This is a genomic window from Janthinobacterium sp. EB271-G4-7A (genome assembly GCF_020858075.1).
GTDB classification, from domain to species: Bacteria; Pseudomonadota; Gammaproteobacteria; order Burkholderiales; family Burkholderiaceae_D; genus Janthinobacterium; species Janthinobacterium lividum.
In genome coordinates, this window is record NZ_JACYMI010000001.1 from 213,902 (window position 1) to 233,166 (window position 19,265).

The following is a 19,265-nucleotide window of genomic DNA, read 5'->3' on the forward strand; positions in this document are numbered from 1 at the left end:
GGGGGATGCTCTTTACGTGGAACCGGCCGCGCGCTTGATGCGCCGTTCCAGCCGTTCCATATCTTTCTTGACGCCGCACGACTCCGACAGGGCGCGGGCACGTTTCAACTGGCCCATAGCCGTTTCCGCCTGCGCCACCAGCGCCGGGGCGATGTCCGTGTCGTCGGCCTGATCCAGCACGGCGATCATGGCCAGGCCGATGGCCTTGTGCAGCTTGGCGCGCGCCTGGTCGGGCGCGTCGCTGGCGGCCGTCATCGCCTCGACGGTGCCCAACACGGCCACGGCATGCTGCGAATCGTCGCCCAGCTTGCCTTGCAGGTAGGCGGCGGAAAATTCGTCCAGCATCATGGTCGGAATGTCGCGGCTATAGCCATCGGGCAAGGTGAACTTGTGTTCCATGCAGTAGGCGGCAATGACTAGGGCGCGGTCATATTCGCCCGTGTCGATGTGCCATACCAGCAAGGTGGCCACGACATCGTCTTGCGCGCCCTTACCGCCGGCCAACACGCCGTCGATCCACTGCGCATAGGTCGCCAGCAAGGTGGCCTTGACCTCGATCTTGCGTTCCACCGACTGGATGGCCTTCAGGCGGCGCCGGTCGTCGGTCAGCTTGTAGAGCATCATTTCGTAGGCCGTGCCGGTGGTCACGCCTTGCGGCGCAGCGGCGCCGGCCGTGCGCTCGGCCAGCATGCGCGCGCGGTGGCGCAGGGCGGGGGATTGGTTCGCCATTATTTGTCTTTCAGCTCGATGTTTTCCACCAGCGCGGCCAGGCCCAGGTCTTCGATCACGTAGGCGTCGTTGGACGACTCGTAATTCTCGATGCGGTCGCGTTTCGGCACGTCCTCGACGCGGCGGCGGCGCGCGCCCTCCTGAAAGTAGATCGACAGATTGTCGAAGCGAGTAATCAGGATGGCGTTATCCGGGAAGTAGGGCACGCGCGCGGCCGGCAAGCCGCCGATGCGTTTCTGGCTGATGATGATGTCGGCCGCCAGGGTTTCCGTGGGCGCCTGTTTGGTGTTGACCAATGGAAAATACTTGTCGTTCAACAGCTTGCGCCCGACGATGGCCACCAGATTGGTGTCTTCCTGATACCACGGGTCCAGCAGGTTGACGGCATCGGTGACGGCCGCGTCCAGGTTGGCATAGTCGGCGCCGTCCACGTCGCCGATGATGACCTTGCCCGGCATGCCGGCAGCCACCAGGCCCAGCACGCGCTCGGGCGCCAGCTCGCGCAGGTGCTGCAGCCAGCCCTTGTTCACGTCCTGCAGCAGCGGGTTGGCGTCCAGATCGGTGTCTGCCATGGCTTTGACGCCATTGAAGCCGATGACGATGCGGTCCAATGCCTGGCGCGTCAGGATGGCATTGGCCACGCGCGACTGGAAGTCGGCGAACTTGGCCCAGGCGTCCAGCTTGGCATAGTTCAAATGCGTGTCGAAGTTGGTTTGCTCGCAGCGGTACTTGGTGCCGTCCAGGGTGGACAGGTCGCGCGTCTTGCGTTCCTTGTCCTTGGTGTTGGTGCGGCCGGCAATCGGGCCGGAGACGCCCAGGCCCAGCTTTTCGCCTTCCTGCTCGGTCACGCCGATGATGTTCACTTTCGACAGGAATTCGCTCGATTCCTGCATTTTCGTTTCCAGCTTTTGCTGCACGCTGGGCGTGACGCTGAAGGTCTTGGCCACGTTGTCCGTGTCGTTCAGTTGGCCCAAGCGGGTTTCATACTGGCCAAATACCTGGCGCGTTTGCTTTTTCATAAATCATTGCTCCGTTGTTGAATGGGGGGAAGAAAGGGCAGGGGCGCTTAAAACTCGGTTTGCACGGCGCCGTCGTTGCCGGTGGCGGCCGGGCGGCGTGGGCCGTTGCCGGGCGCCTCGTCCATCTGTGCCTTGAAGGCGGCCAGTTCGTCCTGCGTAGCCTTCAATGCGGTTTCGGCCTTCTCCAGGCGGGCCAGGGTGCCCGTGTAGTTGTCGTTGACGGTGACGACGTGGCCGGCCAGCGCCTGCACGGCCTCGCTGATGTCGGCGAACTGCGCGGCGTCGGTGCCGGATTTATTGGAGAAGCGCGACAGCAGGTTTTTCACGGCGTCGGCCAGCTTGGTGCCCTGCGGCTCGTCAAATTCCAGCGTCACCTCGACGGCGGAGGTGAACAGGTTGGCGCTTTGCTGCTTGCGGCTGGCGGAGAATTTCAGGGCCTCGGTGCCCAGGCTGGCGGGACTGTCGGTGACGCCCAGGCCGACCAGGTAGGGCTGCGACGAGTCGGCAAAGTCCGGTTGAATTTCGAGGCTGGTGTACAGCTTTTGCTTCGCCTTGTTGATGGCCACCAGTTCTGGCGTGGGTTCGATCTGCGCGAACAGGGCCAGTTTCTTGCCGCTGTCGGTGTCCACTTCCTCGGCTTTGACGGCGATCACGTCGCCGTAGGCCTTGAACTGGCTGTCGGGCAGGATGCCGCGAATGTGCTCCAGCCAGATGCGCGCGCCGTAGGTCTTCGGGTTGTAGGTGGCGGCGATTTGCTCGATGGTGGCGCGGTCGATGTTGCGGCCGTCCGTGGTGGCGCCTTCGGTGGCGACGCGGAAGAATTGGGATTTAGGCATGGTGGCGTGTCTCGGTTGATCGGATAACGCCATGGTCAACGTCTTGGCGCTGCGATTCAATGCGCTGCGGGTTGCTATGGGCCATAGCGACTTTTACCTTTCCCCGCTCCGCGCGCGCGCGGCCTACGCTGGCGGCATGCTAGTCATTGAACAAAAACCCGAAGAAATAATCGCCGAACTGGCCGTGCCCGAATCCGAGCCGCGCCGTGCTGCGCGCGCCCTGTACTGGAAGGGCTGGCGCATTTCGTCCATCGCCCGCCACCTGGGAATCAAGCGCAGCACGATCAATAGCTGGAAGGCGCGCGACGAGTGGGACAAGGCGCAGGCCATCGAGCACGTCGAGGCAGCGGCCGAGCTGCGCCTGGTCAAATTGATCGAAAAAGAGGTCAAGAGCGGTAGCGACTACAAGGAAATCGATCTGCTGATGCGCGCCATCGTGCAGGCGGCGCGCGTGCGCCGCTACGAGCAGCCGGGCGGCAACGAGGTCGATCTCAACCCCAAGCTGGCGAACCGCAACGCGGGGCCGAAGAAGAAGCCGACCCGCAACGATTTCAGCGAAGAACAGAAAATCCAGCTGCTCGACGCCTTCCAGGATTCGCTGTTCGATTACCAGAAAGTTTGGTATCGCAACGGCGACCAGCGCACGCGCGCCATTTTGAAGTCGCGCCAGATCGGCGCTACCTGGTATTTCGCCCGCGAGGCGCTGGCCGATGCGATGGAAACAGGCCGCAACCAGATTTTCCTGTCTGCATCGAAGTCGCAGGCGCACGTCTTCAAGCAATACATCGTGCAATTCGCGCGCGAGGCGGCCGGCATCGAGTTGACGGGTGACCCGATCGTGCTGCCGAACGGCGCGCACCTGTATTTCCTGGGCACCAACGCGCGCACGGCCCAGGGCTACCACGGCAATTTCTACTTCGATGAATTCTTTTGGACGCAGAATTTCCAGGAGTTGAACAAAGTGGCCTCGGGCATGGCCATTCACAAGAAATGGCGCAAGACCTACTTTTCCACGCCATCCTCGACCACGCACCAGGCTTACCCGTTCTGGACGGGTGAGCTGTTCAACAAGCGCCGCGCCAAGGCCGACCAGGTCAACATCGACGTGAGCCATGGCCGCCTGTCGTCCGGCTTTACGGGCGAGGACAAGATCTGGCGCCAGATCGTCACCATCCTGGACGCCGAGCGCGGCGGCTGCAACCTGTTCGACATCGACGAGCTGCGCAACTTCGAATACAGCCCGGACCAGTTCGACAACCTGCTGATGTGCAATTTTATCGACGACTCGGCCTCGGTCTTCCCGCTGGCCGAGCTGCAGCGCTGCATGGTCGATTCCTGGGTCGAGTGGGACGACTACAAGCCCTTGCTGGGCCTGCGCCCATTCGGCAACCGGCCCGTGTGGATCGGCTACGACCCGGCCTTGAACGGCGACAGCGCCGGCTGCGTGGTGCTGGCGCCGCCGATGACGGCCGGCGGCAAGTTCCGCATCCTGGAGCGCCACCAGTGGCGCGGGCAGAGCTTCGAAGACCACGCCGACGCCATCCGCCAGATGACCCAGCGCTACAACGTCGAATACATCGGCATCGACACCACCGGCATGGGCATCGGTGTGCTGCCCATCGTGCGCGGCTTCTTCCCGGCCGTCACGCCCCTGAACTACTCGCCCGAAGTCAAAACCCGCATGGTCTTGAAGGCGAAAAACATCATCAGCAAGGGGCGGCTGGAGTTTGACGCTGGCTGGACGGACATCGCGCAATCCTTCATGGCCATCCACAAGACCCTCACCCCCAGCGGGCGGCACGTGACGTATGTCGCCGGCCGCAGCGATGAAACCGGCCACGCCGATCTGGCGTGGGCCTGCATGCACGCCCTCGATCACGAGCCCTTCGAAGGCACCACCGACAACCACCACTCTTTCATGGAGATTTATTCTTGAGCAAAGCACGACACATGCGCGCGCGCGGCCAGCAGGCCGAGGGCGCGCCATCAACAGCGGCCACGGCGCCGGCCGCCGCCGGCATCGAGGCTTTTTCCTTTGGCGACCCGACGCCCGTGCTCGAGCACGCCGACATTCTCGATTGCTTCGAATGCTGGAAGAACGGCCACTGGTATGAGCCGCCCGTCAACCTGGCCGGCCTGGCCAAGTCGTTCAACGCGGGCGTGCACCACAGCAGCGCCATCCACTTCAAGGCCAACGTGCTGGCGTCCACCCTGATTCCCAGCAAGTACCTGTCGCGCGACGCCTTCAAGCGCATGGCCCTGGACTTCCTGACGTTCGGCAATGCCTACCTGGAAGACCGACCCAGCCGCAGCGGCAAGGCGCTGGCATACCAGCATGCGCTGGCCAAGTACATGCGGCGCGGCGTCGATCTGGACACGTATTTTTTTGTGAACGGCTACCAAGCCGTACACCAGTTCGACAAGGGTCGCGTGTTCCACCTGATGGAACCGGATGTCAACCAGGAGCTGTACGGCGTGCCGCAGTACCTGAGCGCCTTGCAATCGGCCTGGCTCAACGAGGCGGCCACCCTGTTCCGCCGCAAGTATTACAAGAACGGCTCGCACGCCGGTTTCGTGTTCTACATGACGGACGCCGCCGCCAACACCCAGGACGTGGACAACCTGCGCCAGGCCATGCGCGACAGCAAGGGACCGGGCAACTTCCGCAACCTGTTCATGTACGCGCCGAACGGCAAGAAGGACGGCATCCAGATTCTGCCGGTGTCCGACGTGGCCGCCAAGGACGAGTTTTTCAACATCAAGAGCGTCACGCGCGACGACCAGCTGGCCGCGCACCGCGTGCCGCCGCAGCTCATGGGTATCTTGCCAAACAATGCCGGCGGCTTCGGCGCCGTCGAACCGGCCGCGCGCGTCTTCGCGCGCAATGAACTGGTGCCGCTGCAGGCGCAGTTCGAAGCGATCAACGAGTGGGTCGGCGTGGAAGTGGTGCGCTTCGCCCCGTATGACCTGGGCCTGGGCAAGGAGACAGCGCAATGAGCGACCATATCGACAACACCGACAAGATCATCTTCGCCGAAGTGGCGCGCGGCCTGGCCGCCGTGCGCGGCCGGCCCGCCCTGGTGGCGCACGGCTGCTGCCATTACTGCGACGAGCCGCTGGCGCCCGCTCTGCTGTTCTGCAATGCGGACTGCCGCGACGACTACGACAAGGAGCTGGCGGCCAAGGCCCGCGCCGGTCGCGCAGGATGAGCGCCACGCTGCGATAGCCGGTAGGGCGGGGCCGCGATAGCCAAGCCGCGCCAGCGCGCCCCAGCCACCGCACAAGCCGCCCACGAGGCGGTTTTTTCACGCCCCGACGATTGATGTTGCTCCAGATGCAAGAAAAAGGCCCATTTCGGCCCGGCGCGCGCAGTTGTCCCCCCTCCACACCTGCCCGCTATATAGGGCTCTTTTGACTCAAATGTGCGCCATGGCCGAAGGCGCATGAGGACTGGCGCGGCAGGGCGAAGTGGGGGCATGCGATTTGACGCATTTTGACGCACTTTGAGCGGTTTTTCGTGCGGGTGGTGTTGCGACGTAGGGCCGGTGTTGTTTTCGCGCTGTGCCGTGTCCTGGCGCGGTTCTGGGCTATGTATGGGCGCCTCCACTCTAGGCATCATTCATCTTCATGCCATCGCATCATTGACGGGTATTGCGACCTCAAGAACTCTTGATATACTGTATGCATGTACAGTATTCTACTTGGGTGTTACAATGATTGTTAAAATGTTAAAGATGCGCCTTGCTGGGGTGGAGGTGCCCAAGCGACGGCTGAATGACCGTTACAACTTGGCACGGCCCGGAACGTTGGAAGTCGTTGAAACTACAGACCAGGGCTTGCACCGTTTGGTAAGGTTGGCCCGCTTCACTTACGGCGAGAGCGGGAAGTACGTTGACACACTTTTCGATGTGAATTTGCTCTGGTATCGGGATGGGCGCATGGTGCTGTCAGGGTTTGAACGCAGCAAGGTGGATATGCAATTTTGCGACTATGCGCAGTCCTGGCTGTGTTTTGTCGGGACGGAGCCGCCGCCAGTGCCAGAAGGCAGGTAGAATAAATTGCATGTGCGCCGACTACACTCCCAGCCGTAGCGATCAAATCGAACAGCATTTCGCTGTCCGTTCCCCTCAATTTGACTTGCCGCCGGAAGCTTGGCCAGGCTACATGGCGCCGATCATTCGTGCCTCGCACGACGTGCCCGGTGAGCTGCAAGTTGCGCCGGCATGTTTCGGGATGGTGCCGCATTGGGCCGATATGAAGCTGGCGCGCCAGACCTACAACGCCCGCACCGAAACCGTGGCGCAGAAGCCATCCTTCCGCAATGCGTGGAAGCGCAAACAGTTCTGCATTATCCCCGCAAATAATTTCTTTGAACCTTGCTATGAGACTGGAAAGCCGGTGCGCTGGCGCATCGAGCGCGCCGATGGCATGCCGGCCGCCATTGCCGGGATATGGGAATTCCGGCCGCAAGATTTGCTGTTGTCGTTCTCGATGCTGACGATAAATGCCGATGGCCACCCGCTCATGCAGCGTTTCCACAAGCCGGATGATGAAAAACGGATGGTGATGATTCTCGACCCGGACCACTACCACGGGTGGCTCGATGGTTCCCTTGTGACCGAAGCTGATTTGTTCCAGCAGTATCCAGCAGAACGCCTTGTCGCTGTAGCTGATCCACTTCCGCCGCGTGTGAAAAAATGAACACGAGCCGGTGTTGCAATGGGCAACCTGGCTCCTTCGCATGATCCTGTCCGGCCGATTAGTTGAGTTAGGAATTACCGGAAGAGAATAAGGCTTGAAAGTTAACTTTCGCAACAGCGGCTAACGAGGCTTATGCTCAGTACGTCCCGCAATATCAGGAATGGAGTCGGCAGGACTCACAGTGGTTTGAACTGACGCCCGTCCAGCCAAGCGCTTGCGTGCTACCGACGCAAAGGTTTTGCCGGTTCGCTTCACCTCGCTAAAGATTTTCTGCAAATCTTCCCCAGAGATAGGAGACTCATCCGCCATAATTATTGTCGATAAATTGTAAACTTGTTCATCTTCCTGATCCGTTCTTGATGTTTCCTCGATCACCCAATCGGCGTCCACTTCCACCGCTTCCTGCATGCCTGCCCCCGCCGCACCGAAGCCATAGTGAACATTGGGTAATGCTCGCGCCTCAAGCATAAAAATGTCACGTTTGGAAAACGGGACATGAAATTCATTAAAATCTATAAATGGACGGTTATCAATCCGCATTTGAAAGTGATAGTGAGGAAATGAAGAGTGGCGTCCACCGTGGCCCATGAAATCAGTTTTTGAGCAATCAAAACTCCACTCGATATTTTTCCATCGAATAGAATAACTTAATATTTTCCGGTCAGATTTTTCATCTTCTAGATCATTGATATTCCTGAGAGGCTGCTCTTTGTTGGCGCACCATCGTAGGAAAGCTGCGATTGCGTGGTAATCATATCTAGCGAAAATTTTAGGAAAGTCTTTTTTCTTGAATTTTGTCCTGCGCAGAAGCCAATGTGAACAAGGCGCTGCCGCCCGCATCTGATCAAATTGCTCTCCACACAAATAGCAGCAACCTTTTTCATATGCTTCTTCAAATTTTTCTACTTGTACATCGTGGTTTGCGCGATCCAGTTCATTTAACTGATTTCGTTGCTTATTTGTGAGGTTATCAAAAAAGGAAGAGGGATCCATGCTGAAAGATACTTTCGAAGTTAATTCAGGAAGTTGAAAATTTCAACTCAATGAAATATAGTTTTAAGTTGGTAGTCCAGTATGGAGTTTTATCCATAATCATAGTCATTGGTAAATTCACCCCAAGCAGCGTCCCGAAGAATTTTTACCCACGCTCGATTGTAGCTCAGAAACCCTTGCGCAACGCTCATTACTCGGTCGTAGTCAACACTCTCCAATGACGATATTTGAAGGTTAAAGTCAGCTCCATAATGGCCCGCTGCATTATCCCCCCCTCCCAATGCATCAACTCGTGTCCGAAAAGCGGCCTTTAAGTCGTCCATTTCCTGCGTACTGCACAATAGTCCGCGCGTTCATGATTTTTACTAGGTTTTCGGTTGCGCAGGATTCCACTTGTCCAGTGCATTAGCCAGTTTCAAAATGGAATGCCTGCATTCATCCTTTTTAAATAGCCTCGATCATTTTTGAACATTTCTCAACAATCTTATTGAATAAATCCACTACTAATTTTGCACTATAGCCGCACGCAAATGCTAAGATTTCCGGAGTTAATCTTACAGTGTTGAATCCACCTTCAGGTGTGAAAAATAAAGAAACCAGAACAATTGGGACAACTATTGCCAATAATACACGGACAGCAAAATCTGCAACTTTATTAAGAGATTCTTTCGAATGATTTTCTCCATTAAGCTCTGAAAGAATATATGTTGCTAGATATAAGAATGCTCCTGATATTCCAAATGTAATAAGGCGTTCTGGTGCGTCAACCTTCAACACACTTTTCACAAATCCGGAAATATCTATAAATCTGAATGTGACAAACATTATTATAAACACAACATACGTAAGTAAAACTGAAGGAAGAAGTAACAGTTTTGCTCTTAATCTTTTGTATTCGGCTTCAATATTGAAAAGTTCCTGAGTGTGTAGCCAAGTATCATCTCCTGGCATTACATTCTCCAAGCTCTGATGAAGAGCTAGGCACTTTTCTATTAGCTCATCAAATCTTGCACGCGTATATCTAAGTGCAGGGATGAAGTTCATGATTGACGGAGGATTTCTTATCCCTTCAATTATCTTTAGGAGTTCTTCTCTTATTTTTTCTGGTCGAAACATTTAATTCCAATGGTAAATTAAAAACAGTATCGTATCTCCGTTTTGGATAAGTTGGTAGTTTTTTAAGGTGAGAAGATGAAATATCTTCTATTGTTTCAATTTTTCTGCATTAATAGATCGAAAATTTCTTCAATGGTGTTGCCTGTCGTATTTGTAAGTAATTGATTTTAAAAGGTTTTCAATGGAATTGACTTGAGTAGAGCTTAGTTCCCCTGGACACTAATTTGTTTCATCATCATACGTTCAACATCCACAGGAGGGGCACTGCGTACCTATCATTCTTGACTAACTCGTTCCACAAACACAAAATCACCGCATGGATAGTGGCTTTACGGTTGCAATAATGTTGCCTTTACGGAGCAGAAACGGGCCGTAAGCCCGCGTGGTTGTTGATTTCCTTGTCGAGCTTCCCAAGCTTGCACCTGCGTCCCTAGCTCAGAGGGGCAAGGACGAGCATACAGCCCAAAATGCCACATAATGTAAAAAAACCGTGCTCTTACAACCGACGGTACAAAAGTAGGTATATTGATAGTGATTGTCCGTGTAGGGCTTATGGATACTTGTTCTGTGCATTAAACCGCTGCGCTCACTGCGGCGCGCGTCCGGCACTATCAGTTAAATCAGCGATGCAGTCCGTGGGGCGGTACTGTTTGCCAGAATAGTTTGCTCCACAAGCGCAAAATACACCGCATGGATGGCCGCTTCTGCGGCTGCTATAATGTCACCTTTGCGGAGCAGAAACGGGCCGCAAGCCCGCATGGTTGTTGAGTTCCTTGTCGAGCTTCCCAAGCTTACGACGAGGGTTCGATTCCCTTCACCCGCTCCATTTTTCGCTGGCGCCTGGCTTGATGCGGCGCGGCCACTTATTTCTCCATTCCCATGTCTTCTGATACCCCAGCAAACGGCCCGGCGCGGCCGATGATGTACGATCCGACCGAACACCGCATCCGCAGTTTCGTGACCCGCGCGGGACGGCTGTCTGTCGCGCAGGCGCGCGCGCTCGAGACTCTGGGGCCGCAATTCCTCGTGCCTTTCGCCAAAGAACCGATGGACTTCGAGCAGGTGTTTGGCCGCAAGGCGCCCGTGATCCTGGAAATCGGTTTTGGCATGGGCGCGACGACTGCGCATATCGCCAAAGCCATGCCGGAGAAGGATTTCATCGGTGTTGAAGTGCATACGCCCGGTGTCGGAAGCCTGTTGAAGCTGATCGGCGAAGAATCGCTGACGAATCTGCGCCTGCTGCAGCACGATGCGGTGGAAGTGCTGACGCACATGATACCGGCCAATTCGCTGGCCGGCATCCACGTTTTCTTCCCCGATCCATGGCACAAGGCGCGCCACAACAAGCGCCGCCTGATCCAGTCTCCATTCGTCAAGCAATTGACCGATCGCCTGGCGCCGGGCGGCTATCTGCATTGCGCCACCGATTGGGAAGATTACGCAGTGCAAATGCTGGAAGTGCTGGGCGCCGAGCCGCAGTTGCACAATAGCGCCGACGGCTATGCGCCGCAACCGGCGTATCGTCCCCTGACCAAGTTTGAAAACCGTGGCTTGAAGCTGGGCCATGGCGTGTGGGATCTGGTGTTCATCAAGAAATAACCTGGCGGTTTGCCCACCTGTGCCGTTTGCACAAGAACAAGCCTGCCGCGGTGACGCCGCAGGCTTTTTTAATGCGCGCGCTATCGTGCGCTGGCTAGGCAAGGTGGGCGAATTACGGTAATCTTATCTTTTTTGCATTGATTGATATTATGTCCAAGAAAATACTCGTGACCGGCGCATCCGGTTTCATCGGTTCGCATACCTGTGTCGAATTGCTGGCTGCCGGTTTTGATGTCGTTGCAGTGGATAATTTGTGCAATAGCGCGCGCGAAGCGATGGCGCGCGTGGAGCGCATCTCCGGCAAAAGCGTGCCCTTCTATGAAGCAGACGTGCGTGACCGCGCGGCCATGGCCGCCGTCCTGCGCGAGCACGCCATCGATGCCGTGATCCATTTCGCAGGCTTGAAGGCGGTGGGCGAATCCGTGGCGCAGCCGCTGATGTATATGGACAACAATGTAACGGGCACCGTGGCCCTGCTGGAAGTGCTGGCGGCGGCGAATGTGAGGCGTTTTGTATTCAGCTCGTCGGCCACCGTGTATGGCGATCCGGAAGCCTTGCCGATCCTGGAAGCGTCGCGCCTGTCCGTGACCAACCCCTACGGCCGCTCGAAGCTGATGGTCGAGCAGATCCTGGCCGATCTTGTGCATGCCGATGCACAATGGCAAGTCGGCGTGCTGCGTTACTTTAATCCGGTCGGCGCGCATGCCAGCGGCTTGATCGGCGAAGATCCAGCCGGCATTCCGAACAACCTGATGCCCTTCATCGCCCAGGTGGCCGTGGGCCGCCGGGAGCGCCTGGCCGTGTTCGGCAACGACTACGATACGCCGGATGGCACGGGTGTGCGCGACTATATCCACGTGGTCGACCTGGCGCTGGGCCATGTGGCCGCATTGAACCGCTTGTTTTCCACCGAGGGAGGCTTTACTGTCAACCTGGGCACGGGCCACGGCTACAGCGTGCTCGACACCGTGCGCGCCTTCGAAGCGGCCAGCGGCCGCCAAGTCCCCTACGATATCGTGCCGCGCCGCCCCGGCGACATCGCCAGCTGCTACGCCTCGGCTGACAAGGCGAAGCAATTACTGGGCTGGCAAGCGCAGAAAAACATCGACGACATGTGCCGCGACCACTGGCGCTGGCAGCACCAGAACCCGCAAGGCTACGCGGCGTAAACAAGCCCGGCAGATACAAAAAATCCCGCTCACACGCAAGTGTGGCGGGATTTTTTTTAGAGCGCCATCAACCCAATGGCGCCTGAAAAATGCCCGGGGCTAGGCGAAGCAACAACGCCCCAGGCATTTTCTCAGGCAGCCATTAAGGATACAGGCCGCGTACTTCGCGAGCTTGCAGGACGCGTGTGCATGCCAGGATGAAGGTGGCGGTACGCATCGACACTTTCTTCTCTTGCGACACTTGCCATACCGCGTCGAACGCTTCGCGCATGATGCGGGTCAGGCGGCTGTTGATTTCTTCTTCCGTCCAGAAGAAGCTCGAGAAGTTCTGCGCCCACTCGAAGTAGCTGACGGTCACGCCGCCGGCGTTGGCCAGTACGTCCGGCACGATCAGCACGCCGCGGTCGGTCAGGATGTCGTCCGCTGCCGGCAGGGTCGGGCCGTTGGCGCCTTCCAGGATGATCTTGGCGCGGATGACTTGTGCGCGTTCAGCCGTGATCTGCTGTTCCAGCGCTGCCGGGATCAGGATGTCGCAATCGATGCCCCAGAAATCTTCGCGCGGCACGAATGCCTCGGCGCCCGGGAAGCCTTCGACGCTGCCCACTTCGGCCACGTGTGCCAGCAATTGCGGGATGTTCAAGCCGCCGGCATGCACCACGGTGGTCTTGTGGTCTTGTACCGCGACCACTTTCGAGCCGGCTTCAGCGAACATGCGTGCAGCGACGCCGCCCACGTTGCCGAAACCTTGCACGATGACTTTCGCGCCTTCGAGCGACATGCCGACCTTGGCGGCCGCATCGCAACCGACGACGAAGACGCCGCGGCCCGTCGCATCGCGGCGGCCCAGGCTGCCGCCCAGCGAAATTGGCTTGCCCGTCACCACGCCGGTCGACATATTGCCGCCGATCATGGCGTAGCTGTCCATCATCCACGCCATGACTTGTTCATTCGTGTTGACGTCCGGCGCCGGGATATCCTTGTTTGGTCCGATGATCATGCTGATCTCGCTCGTGTAGCGGCGGGTCAGGCGTTGCAGTTCGTTGCGCGACAGGGTCTTCGGATCGACACGGATACCGCCCTTGGCGCCGCCGTATGGCACGTTGACCGCTGCATTCTTGACCGTCATCCAGGCCGACAGGGCCATCACTTCCGACAGGGTCACATCCTGGTGGAAGCGCACGCCGCCCTTGCCCGGACCGCGCGACAGATTGTGCTGCACGCGGTAGCCTTCGTAGTGGGCAATGGTGCCGTCATCGCGCTCGATAGGCACGTCGACCGTCAGGATGCGCTTTGGACGTTTCAGCGTTTCCACCCAGCGCGACAGGTTGCCCAGGTACGGCGTAACGCGGTCGATCTGCTCGAGGTAGACGCCCCATGGGCCAAGGTCTTCAGGATTCAGGTAGGAAGGAAGTGCGTGCTTGCTGGTCATGCTTGATAAGCTCCTGGACAATACGAATACGTTAGAGGCACAGCCGATATGCAGCTGCGCGCAGCGGAACCGCATCGTAGGCGATAGCCTCATGCCCCGGCCAATGCTTTGTGCGCATCCGGTTATGCATTTATTGCATAGTTGTGTTGCCAGGATTGCCAGTCAGGACTGGGTGGCCTCGGTGGCGCGTTTGCGGCGCTTGCTGCCGCGCGCCTTGCCGTCCTGCGCCTGCACCAGGTATTGCCACAGGCTTTCGACGATCTGCTTGCCGGGACGCAGGCTCGATGGGCGTTCGCGGTACAAACGGATTTCCAGCTCGATTTCCCAGCCTGGCGCACCGCCGTCGGCGCGCGCCAGGTGCTTGTACTTGACGTCGCGCATGACGGCCGACTCGGGCAGGAAGGCGATGCCGCGGCCTTCCAGCGCCATCATTTTCAAGCCTTCGGCCATGTCCGTTTCATAGCAGGTTTCCAGGAACAGGGGGGCCTTGGCGTCTGCCACCAGCAATTCCACCATGCGTCCCAGATAGGCGTTGCTGGTGTAGGAGAGGAAGGGCAGCGGCTCCTTGGCGCTGCCGGGCAGGACGAAGTCGGGTACCTTGTCCTGGCCGCAGCGCGCATACGCGCGCAGGGTTTCGCGGCCCATTACCAGCATGTCGTAGCGGCCCGGATCCAGCTGCACCGGCTGGCGCGGATGGTGATAGCACAGCAGCAGGTCGCAGCCGCCATCGACCAGTTGCAGCACGGCGTCGTGCACGTTCAGCGCCATCAGGCGGCTGTTGATTGGCGCAAAACCTTCTTCCAATGCCGTCAGCCATTTCGGCATGAAGGTCAGCGACAGGGTATGCGGCACCGCGAAATCGACGCTCGTCTGCGTGGCCGCGCGCTTGCCGCGCAACAGGGCGCGCACGCCGTTGATTTGCCCCAGCATTTCCAGCGCCTGCTCGTAGAATACGGCGCCGGCCGGCGTCAGGCGCGTCGGGTAGGACGTGCGGTCGACCAGGTCGATGCCGAGCCAGTTTTCCAGCGACTGGATGCGCCGCGAAAAGGCCGGCTGGGTGACGTGGCGCAGGGCCGCGGAACGGCTGAAATTATGCGTTTCAGCGAGCGAGATGAAGTCTTCCAGCCATTTGGTTTCCATCGCGGCAGCGTTCTCTTATCAAGGACAAGGGCAAAGTGTGGTGGTCAGGGCGTATCGGGCGATGCCGCCGCCTGGTAGAGGGCGGCGGGCAGGCCGAAGAAGGACGGCGGGCCCAGGGTCGTGCCATCGAGCGAGCCGCCCGCATTCAAGCCCTTGTTGATGGCCGACAGCAAGGAGCTGCGGCTGGCCAGGTTTTGTATCAGCGCGCGCGGGCCGTTGTGGAAGGTGTGCTGGGCGATATTCGCGGCGACGACAAAGATCGGCTCGCGGCGCAAGGGAAACTCCACCCACTCGCCATCCTCGTCCTGGGCGCAGAAGGTATCGGGCAGGGTCATGTTTTCGGCGCCGGGCAGGTGCGACGCCAGCACCAGGCCAAAGGCTTCCGGCACCACGTCGGCCAGGCGGCGCACGGTGAGATCGTCCTGCACCAGTAACCGTACTTGCGCTTCCACCGCGTCTTCGGCGTCGGGCTGGGCGCCGAGAATTTTCACGGCCTGATAGATCAGGTCGGACGAGAGTGCTTCCATCAAATCTTGCATCAAATCATCTCCAGGATCATGGCGACGATTTCGTCGCCATACGAGGCCAGTTTTTTCTCGCCCACGCCGCTCACGCCGCGCATCTGTTCCAGCGAGGTGGGCTTGGCCTTGGCGATTTCGCGCAGGGTGGCATCGACAAAAATGACGTAGGCTGGCACGTTGTGCGTGCGCGCCGTCTCCACGCGCCACCAGCGCAGCTTGTCGAAAATCGCCTGTTCGCTGGTGGACAGGTCCGTCTCGACATAACCCTTCGCCACGCTGGTGCTGCGCTTGCTGGTCTTCACCGGTTTCTGGTACTGGCGCAGCTGCACCTTCTGGCCGCCCTTGAGCACGGGGCGCGAGGCGTCCGTCAGTTTCAGCGAGCTGTATTGTTCATGGTCGACCGAGACGAGGCCCAGCGCAATGGCCTGGCGCAGGATAGCTTTCCACTCCGCCTCGCCCAGGTCCGAGCCGATGCCGAAGACGGACAGGGAATCGTGGTGCCAGGTCTTGATGCGTTCCGATTCCACGCCGCGCAGCACGTCGATCACGTGCCCGCCGGCGAAGCGCTGGTCGACGCGGTAGATGGCCGACAGCAGTTTTTGCACAGGCACCGTGCCGTCGAAGGACACGGGCGGCACCAGACACGTGTCGCAATTGCCGCACGGCGAAGCCGGTTCGCCGAAGTATTCGAGCAGGCGCATGCGGCGGCAGCTCAGCGTTTCGCACAGGCCCAGCATGGCGTCGAGTTTCACGCCCAGCACGCGCTTGAAGGTGTCGTCCGCTTCCGATTCGTCGATCATGCGCCGCTGCAGCACGACGTCCTGCAAGCCGTACGCCATCCAGGCGTTGGCGGCCATGCCGTCGCGGCCCGCGCGCCCCGTTTCCTGGTAATAGCCCTCGATGCTTTTCGGCAGATCCAGATGCGCCACGAAGCGCACGTCGGGCTTGTCGATGCCCATGCCGAAGGCGATGGTGGCGACCATGACGATATTTTCTTCGCGCAGGAAGCGCGCCTGGTTGGCGCTGCGCTTGGCGTACTCCATGCCCGCATGATAGGGCAGGGCGCGGATGCCGCTCTGGTTCAGAAATTCCGCCGTTTCCTCGACTTTCTTGCGCGACAGGCAGTAGACGATGCCGCAGTCACCCGCGTGTTCCGTGTTGATGAAGTCGAGCAACTGCTTGCGGCCATTCGCCTTTTCCACGATCTGGTAGCGGATGTTCGGGCGGTCGAAGGACGAGACGAACTGGCGCGCGTCTTCCAGCTGCAAACGCAGGGCGATTTCGGCGCGCGTCTGCGGGTCGGCCGTGGCCGTGAGCGCAATGCGCGGCACGTCCGGGAACTGCTCGTGCAGCACCGACAGCTTGATGTACTCGGGGCGGAAGTCGTGGCCCCACTGGGCCACGCAATGCGCCTCGTCGATGGCGAACAGGGAGATCTTCGAGGCCTGGAACAGGTCCAGGCAGCGCTGCGTCATCAGGCGCTCGGGCGCTACGTAGACGACGTCGATGCCGCCCGTGCGCACCAGGCGCTCGATGCGGCTCGCTTCTTCGTAGGTCTGCGTGGAATTGAGGAAGGCGGCGCGCACGCCGACTTCGGCCAAAGCATCCACCTGGTCCTGCATCAGCGCGATCAGCGGCGAGACGACGACGCCGACGCCGTCGCGCAGTAGGGCGGGAATCTGGTAGCACAGCGACTTGCCGCCGCCGGTGGGCATCAGTACCAGCGCGTCGCCGCCGTGGCTGACGTGGTCGACGATGTCGGCTTGCTGGCCGCGGAAGGCCGGGTAGCCGAAAACGGTTTGCAGCAGGTGCAGCGCGCGCTGATTAAGATCTTGATTCATAGTGCCTTATTCTGCCCAAACAACCCAGCCGTAGTGGGCGCTGGCCAACACCAGCAAGCCGAACACAATGCGGTACCAGGCAAAAAACGTGAAGTCGTGCGAGCTGATATAGCGCAGCAGCCAGCGCACGCACAGGAAGGCGGAGATGAAGGCGGACACGGTGCCCAGGCCGAACAGGGGCACGTCGGTGGCCGACAGGATGTCGCGCGCTTTGTACAGCGAGTAGAAGGTGGCCGCCAGCAGGGTCGGGATGGCCAGGAAGAACGAGAATTCGGTGGCCGTCTTGCGCGACAGGCCCAGCAGCATGCCGCCGATGATGGTCGAGCCGGAACGGCTGGTGCCGGGGATCAGCGCGAACGCCTGCGCGCAGCCCACTTTCAAGGCGTCGAACGGCGTCATTTCATCGACCGAGTTGACGCGCACGGTGACGGGATTGGTGCGCGCGCGGCGCTCCACCAGCAAAATCACGATGCCGCCGATGATGAAGGCCATGGCGACCGGTACTGGCTTGAACAGCGCGTGCTTGATCATCTTGCCGATGGCCAGGCCGATGATGGCCAGGGGCAGGAAGGCGATGGCCACGTTCAGCACGAACTTGCGCGACTTCGCTTCGCTGCCGAAGGTGGTCAGCACGTTGCCGATGCGCTGGCGGTATTCCCAGCACACGGCCAGGATGGCGCCGGCCTGGATGGCGATCTCGAAGACATCCATGACTTCTTTCGATACATCCTTGGTAAAGTCGAGCAGGCTGCCGGCCAGGATCAGATGTCCCGTGGACGAAATCGGCAAGAATTCGGTAAAACCTTCGACCAGCCCCATGATGATGGCTTTTAACGCAAGAATGAGATCCATAGATGTATAAACGGGTATAAGTGGCAGGATGGGGTGACCGCGTGGCGCCAGCAATGTGCGCGGGGTCGAAGCTTACCATGCCGGAGGCCCGTCGAGCCGATTTGGGCGCTGGCGGGCAGCGGTTTTTTGCCGCCGCCCGCCAGGCAAGGGGAGGGTTCAGGCAGCCTGTTTTGCCGGCGCCACCAGGCGCGCGCTGGCCGCCACCAGCAGCAGGGCGGCGCCCAGCATGGCGAAGGCGATATTCAGGCTGGTGGCGTGCGCCACGAAACCGATGACGGCCGGGCCGGCCAGGATGCCCGCATAGCCGATGGTGGTGATGGCCGCCACCGCCAGGCTGGCCGGCATGGCGTGCTGCTGGCCTGCCGCCGTGAACAGGATGGGGACGATGTTCGCCGCGCCCAGGCCGATCAGCACGAAGCCGAGCATGGCCAGGCCGGCGTGCGGCGCCAGCACGGCCAGGAAGAAGCCTGCCGCTGCGCACAGGCCGCCGAAAGTAAGCACCCGCTTGCCGCCAAAGCGGCTGACCACCTTGTCACCCGTAAACCGGCCCACCGTCATGGCGATGGCGAAGGCGGCGTAGCCGAGGCCGCCCTTGGCTTCTTCCACGCCGCGCGTGGTGGTGAGGAACAGGGCGCTCCAGTCGAGGATGGCGCCTTCGGCCAGGAAGACGATAAAGCACAGCAAGCCGATGAAAATAACGGCGCCATGCGGCATGACGAACAGCGGCGTCTTTTCGCCCGAGGCGGACGCCGTCGGCAGCAGATGGCCTTGCGCCGCGCCCAGCACGCCGCACAGCAGCAGCATCACCACCACGCAGGACAAGGCCGGTGTCAGGCCCAGCCACAGCAGCAGGGCCATGCAGGCCGCGCCGGCGAAGCCGCCCACGCTGAACAGGGCATGAAAGCCCGACATCATGGCGCCCCCGTTGGCTTTTTCGATGATCACGGCCTGGATGTTGATGGCCACGTCAAACGTGCCCATGGCCGCGCCGAATACCAGCAGCACCAGGCCCAGCTGCAGCGGCGTGGCCGCCAGCGCCAGGCCGGGCAGCACGGCGGTCAGCAGCAGGCCGGCGCCGACGATGACCTTGCGGCAGCCAAAGCGGCTGGTGAGCATGCCTGTAAACGGCATCGCGCACAGCGAGCCGGCGCCCAGGCACAGCAGCAAAATGCCGAGGGTGGCTTCATCGAGGCCCAGGCGCGACTTGGCGTAGGGAACCAGCGGGGCCCAGGCGGCCATGCCGAGGCCGGCGGCGAAGAAGACCAGGCGCGTGGCGCGTTGTTGCAGGGTGCCGGTGAGATGCATGATGGAACTTTTCAA

18 protein-coding genes are annotated in these 19,265 nt (G+C 59.8%); 7 read left to right on the forward strand and 11 right to left on the reverse strand.

Features of this window, described 5'->3' with window-relative positions:
• Positions 1-12 precede the first annotated feature (12 nt).
• The 3 genes from gpM to IGS58_RS01025 are packed head-to-tail and all read right to left on the reverse strand — an operon-like array spanning position 13 to position 2,584.
• Entirely contained in the window at positions 13-729 is a 717-nt protein-coding gene (gpM, locus tag IGS58_RS01015; protein WP_230520458.1) for a phage terminase small subunit, read from the reverse strand.
• Positions 729-1,748, reverse strand: a complete 1,020-nt coding sequence (locus IGS58_RS01020; protein WP_230520459.1) for a phage major capsid protein, P2 family — start codon at positions 1,746-1,748, stop codon at positions 729-731. Before IGS58_RS01020 ends, gpM begins: the two co-directional genes overlap by 1 nt.
• Before the next feature lie 47 nt (positions 1,749-1,795).
• On the reverse strand, positions 1,796-2,584 hold the full coding sequence (locus tag IGS58_RS01025) for a GPO family capsid scaffolding protein (protein ID WP_230520460.1): 789 nt from the start codon (positions 2,582-2,584) through the stop codon (positions 1,796-1,798).
• A gap of 136 nt (positions 2,585-2,720) precedes the next feature.
• On the opposite strand from IGS58_RS01025, the gene IGS58_RS01030 reads away from it, so the two are divergent.
• The 5 genes from IGS58_RS01030 to IGS58_RS01050 all read left to right on the forward strand — a co-directional run bounded on the left by IGS58_RS01030 (position 2,721) and on the right by IGS58_RS01050 (position 7,285).
• Positions 2,721-4,520, forward strand: coding sequence for a terminase ATPase subunit family protein (locus tag IGS58_RS01030; protein WP_230520461.1), 1,800 nt, complete (start codon positions 2,721-2,723; stop codon positions 4,518-4,520).
• Complete coding sequence (locus IGS58_RS01035) at positions 4,517-5,581, forward strand: phage portal protein (protein ID WP_442908347.1); 1,065 nt, start codon at positions 4,517-4,519, stop codon at positions 5,579-5,581. Before IGS58_RS01030 ends, IGS58_RS01035 begins: the two co-directional genes overlap by 4 nt.
• Entirely contained in the window at positions 5,578-5,793 is a 216-nt protein-coding gene (locus IGS58_RS01040; protein ID WP_230520462.1) for a hypothetical protein, read from the forward strand. Before IGS58_RS01035 ends, IGS58_RS01040 begins: the two co-directional genes overlap by 4 nt.
• 384 nt (positions 5,794-6,177) lie before the next feature.
• On the forward strand, positions 6,178-6,636 hold the full coding sequence (locus IGS58_RS01045) for a hypothetical protein (RefSeq protein ID WP_230520463.1): 459 nt from the start codon (positions 6,178-6,180) through the stop codon (positions 6,634-6,636).
• Between the two features lie 10 nt (positions 6,637-6,646).
• Positions 6,647-7,285 (forward strand): SOS response-associated peptidase, encoded by a 639-nt coding sequence (locus IGS58_RS01050; RefSeq protein WP_230520464.1) that lies wholly within the window; start codon positions 6,647-6,649, stop codon positions 7,283-7,285.
• Positions 7,286-7,405: 120 nt separating this feature from the next.
• Here IGS58_RS01050 and IGS58_RS01055 read toward each other — a convergent pair whose 3' ends face one another.
• Both IGS58_RS01055 and IGS58_RS01060 read right to left on the reverse strand, forming a co-directional pair.
• Positions 7,406-8,278, reverse strand: a complete 873-nt coding sequence (locus IGS58_RS01055) for a hypothetical protein (protein WP_230520465.1) — start codon at positions 8,276-8,278, stop codon at positions 7,406-7,408.
• A 444-nt stretch (positions 8,279-8,722) separates the two neighbouring features.
• Positions 8,723-9,394, reverse strand: a complete 672-nt coding sequence (locus IGS58_RS01060; RefSeq protein WP_230520466.1) for a hypothetical protein — start codon at positions 9,392-9,394, stop codon at positions 8,723-8,725.
• 918 nt (positions 9,395-10,312) lie between these two features.
• Between IGS58_RS01060 and trmB the strand changes: the two genes are divergently transcribed.
• Both trmB and galE read left to right on the forward strand, forming a co-directional pair.
• Complete coding sequence (trmB, locus tag IGS58_RS01065) at positions 10,313-10,993, forward strand: tRNA (guanosine(46)-N7)-methyltransferase TrmB (RefSeq protein ID WP_070254694.1); 681 nt, start codon at positions 10,313-10,315, stop codon at positions 10,991-10,993.
• Between the two features lie 149 nt (positions 10,994-11,142).
• Positions 11,143-12,162: a UDP-glucose 4-epimerase GalE gene (galE, locus tag IGS58_RS01070; RefSeq protein ID WP_230520467.1), complete on the forward strand. Its 1,020-nt coding sequence runs from the start codon at positions 11,143-11,145 to the stop codon at positions 12,160-12,162.
• A 142-nt stretch (positions 12,163-12,304) separates the two neighbouring features.
• On the opposite strand, the gene IGS58_RS01075 is transcribed toward galE, so the two are convergent.
• From IGS58_RS01075 to IGS58_RS01100, 6 genes are all read right to left on the reverse strand, one after another.
• Positions 12,305-13,591: a Glu/Leu/Phe/Val family dehydrogenase gene (locus tag IGS58_RS01075; protein WP_034785857.1), complete on the reverse strand. Its 1,287-nt coding sequence runs from the start codon at positions 13,589-13,591 to the stop codon at positions 12,305-12,307.
• Between the two features lie 162 nt (positions 13,592-13,753).
• A complete protein-coding gene (locus tag IGS58_RS01080) occupies positions 13,754-14,731 on the reverse strand; it encodes a LysR family transcriptional regulator (RefSeq protein ID WP_070254692.1) in 978 nt (325 codons plus the stop codon).
• A gap of 44 nt (positions 14,732-14,775) precedes the next feature.
• On the reverse strand, positions 14,776-15,270 hold the full coding sequence (locus IGS58_RS01085; protein ID WP_230520468.1) for a hypothetical protein: 495 nt from the start codon (positions 15,268-15,270) through the stop codon (positions 14,776-14,778).
• The gene (gene recQ / locus IGS58_RS01090) at positions 15,270-17,093 is read right to left on the reverse strand and encodes a DNA helicase RecQ (protein WP_070254690.1); all 1,824 of its coding nucleotides are present in this window, start codon (positions 17,091-17,093) and stop codon (positions 15,270-15,272) included. Before recQ ends, IGS58_RS01085 begins: the two co-directional genes overlap by 1 nt.
• Positions 17,094-17,099: 6 nt before the next feature.
• Positions 17,100-17,945, reverse strand: a complete 846-nt coding sequence (locus IGS58_RS01095; RefSeq protein ID WP_092607358.1) for an undecaprenyl-diphosphate phosphatase — start codon at positions 17,943-17,945, stop codon at positions 17,100-17,102.
• Between the two features lie 156 nt (positions 17,946-18,101).
• Positions 18,102-19,250 carry an MFS transporter gene (locus tag IGS58_RS01100; RefSeq protein ID WP_230520469.1) on the reverse strand — a complete coding sequence of 383 codons (1,149 nt, stop codon included), beginning with the start codon at positions 19,248-19,250 and terminating at the stop codon, positions 18,102-18,104.
• Positions 19,251-19,265: the final 15 nt, after the last annotated feature.

Bases quoted from the DNA above. Each gene is read 5' to 3' on its own strand.
- gpM (WP_230520458.1), bottom strand. From the start codon at position 729: ATGGCGAACCAATCCCCCGCCCTGCGCCACCGCGCGCGCATGCTGGCC.
- IGS58_RS01020 (WP_230520459.1), bottom strand. From the start codon at position 1,748: ATGAAAAAGCAAACGCGCCAGGTATTTGGCCAGTATGAAACCCGCTTG.
- IGS58_RS01025 (WP_230520460.1), bottom strand. From the start codon at position 2,584: ATGCCTAAATCCCAATTCTTCCGCGTCGCCACCGAAGGCGCCACCACG.
- IGS58_RS01030 (WP_230520461.1), top strand. From the start codon at position 2,721: ATGCTAGTCATTGAACAAAAACCCGAAGAAATAATCGCCGAACTGGCC.
- IGS58_RS01040 (WP_230520462.1), top strand. From the start codon at position 5,578: ATGAGCGACCATATCGACAACACCGACAAGATCATCTTCGCCGAAGTG.
- IGS58_RS01045 (WP_230520463.1), top strand. From the start codon at position 6,178: ATGGGCGCCTCCACTCTAGGCATCATTCATCTTCATGCCATCGCATCA.
- IGS58_RS01050 (WP_230520464.1), top strand. From the start codon at position 6,647: ATGTGCGCCGACTACACTCCCAGCCGTAGCGATCAAATCGAACAGCAT.
- IGS58_RS01055 (WP_230520465.1), bottom strand. From the start codon at position 8,278: ATGGATCCCTCTTCCTTTTTTGATAACCTCACAAATAAGCAACGAAAT.
- IGS58_RS01060 (WP_230520466.1), bottom strand. From the start codon at position 9,394: ATGTTTCGACCAGAAAAAATAAGAGAAGAACTCCTAAAGATAATTGAA.
- trmB (WP_070254694.1), top strand. From the start codon at position 10,313: ATGATGTACGATCCGACCGAACACCGCATCCGCAGTTTCGTGACCCGC.
- galE (WP_230520467.1), top strand. From the start codon at position 11,143: ATGTCCAAGAAAATACTCGTGACCGGCGCATCCGGTTTCATCGGTTCG.
- IGS58_RS01075 (WP_034785857.1), bottom strand. From the start codon at position 13,591: ATGACCAGCAAGCACGCACTTCCTTCCTACCTGAATCCTGAAGACCTT.
- IGS58_RS01080 (WP_070254692.1), bottom strand. From the start codon at position 14,731: ATGGAAACCAAATGGCTGGAAGACTTCATCTCGCTCGCTGAAACGCAT.
- IGS58_RS01085 (WP_230520468.1), bottom strand. From the start codon at position 15,270: ATGCAAGATTTGATGGAAGCACTCTCGTCCGACCTGATCTATCAGGCC.
- recQ (WP_070254690.1), bottom strand. From the start codon at position 17,093: ATGAATCAAGATCTTAATCAGCGCGCGCTGCACCTGCTGCAAACCGTT.
- IGS58_RS01095 (WP_092607358.1), bottom strand. From the start codon at position 17,945: ATGGATCTCATTCTTGCGTTAAAAGCCATCATCATGGGGCTGGTCGAA.
- IGS58_RS01100 (WP_230520469.1), bottom strand. From the start codon at position 19,250: ATGCATCTCACCGGCACCCTGCAACAACGCGCCACGCGCCTGGTCTTC.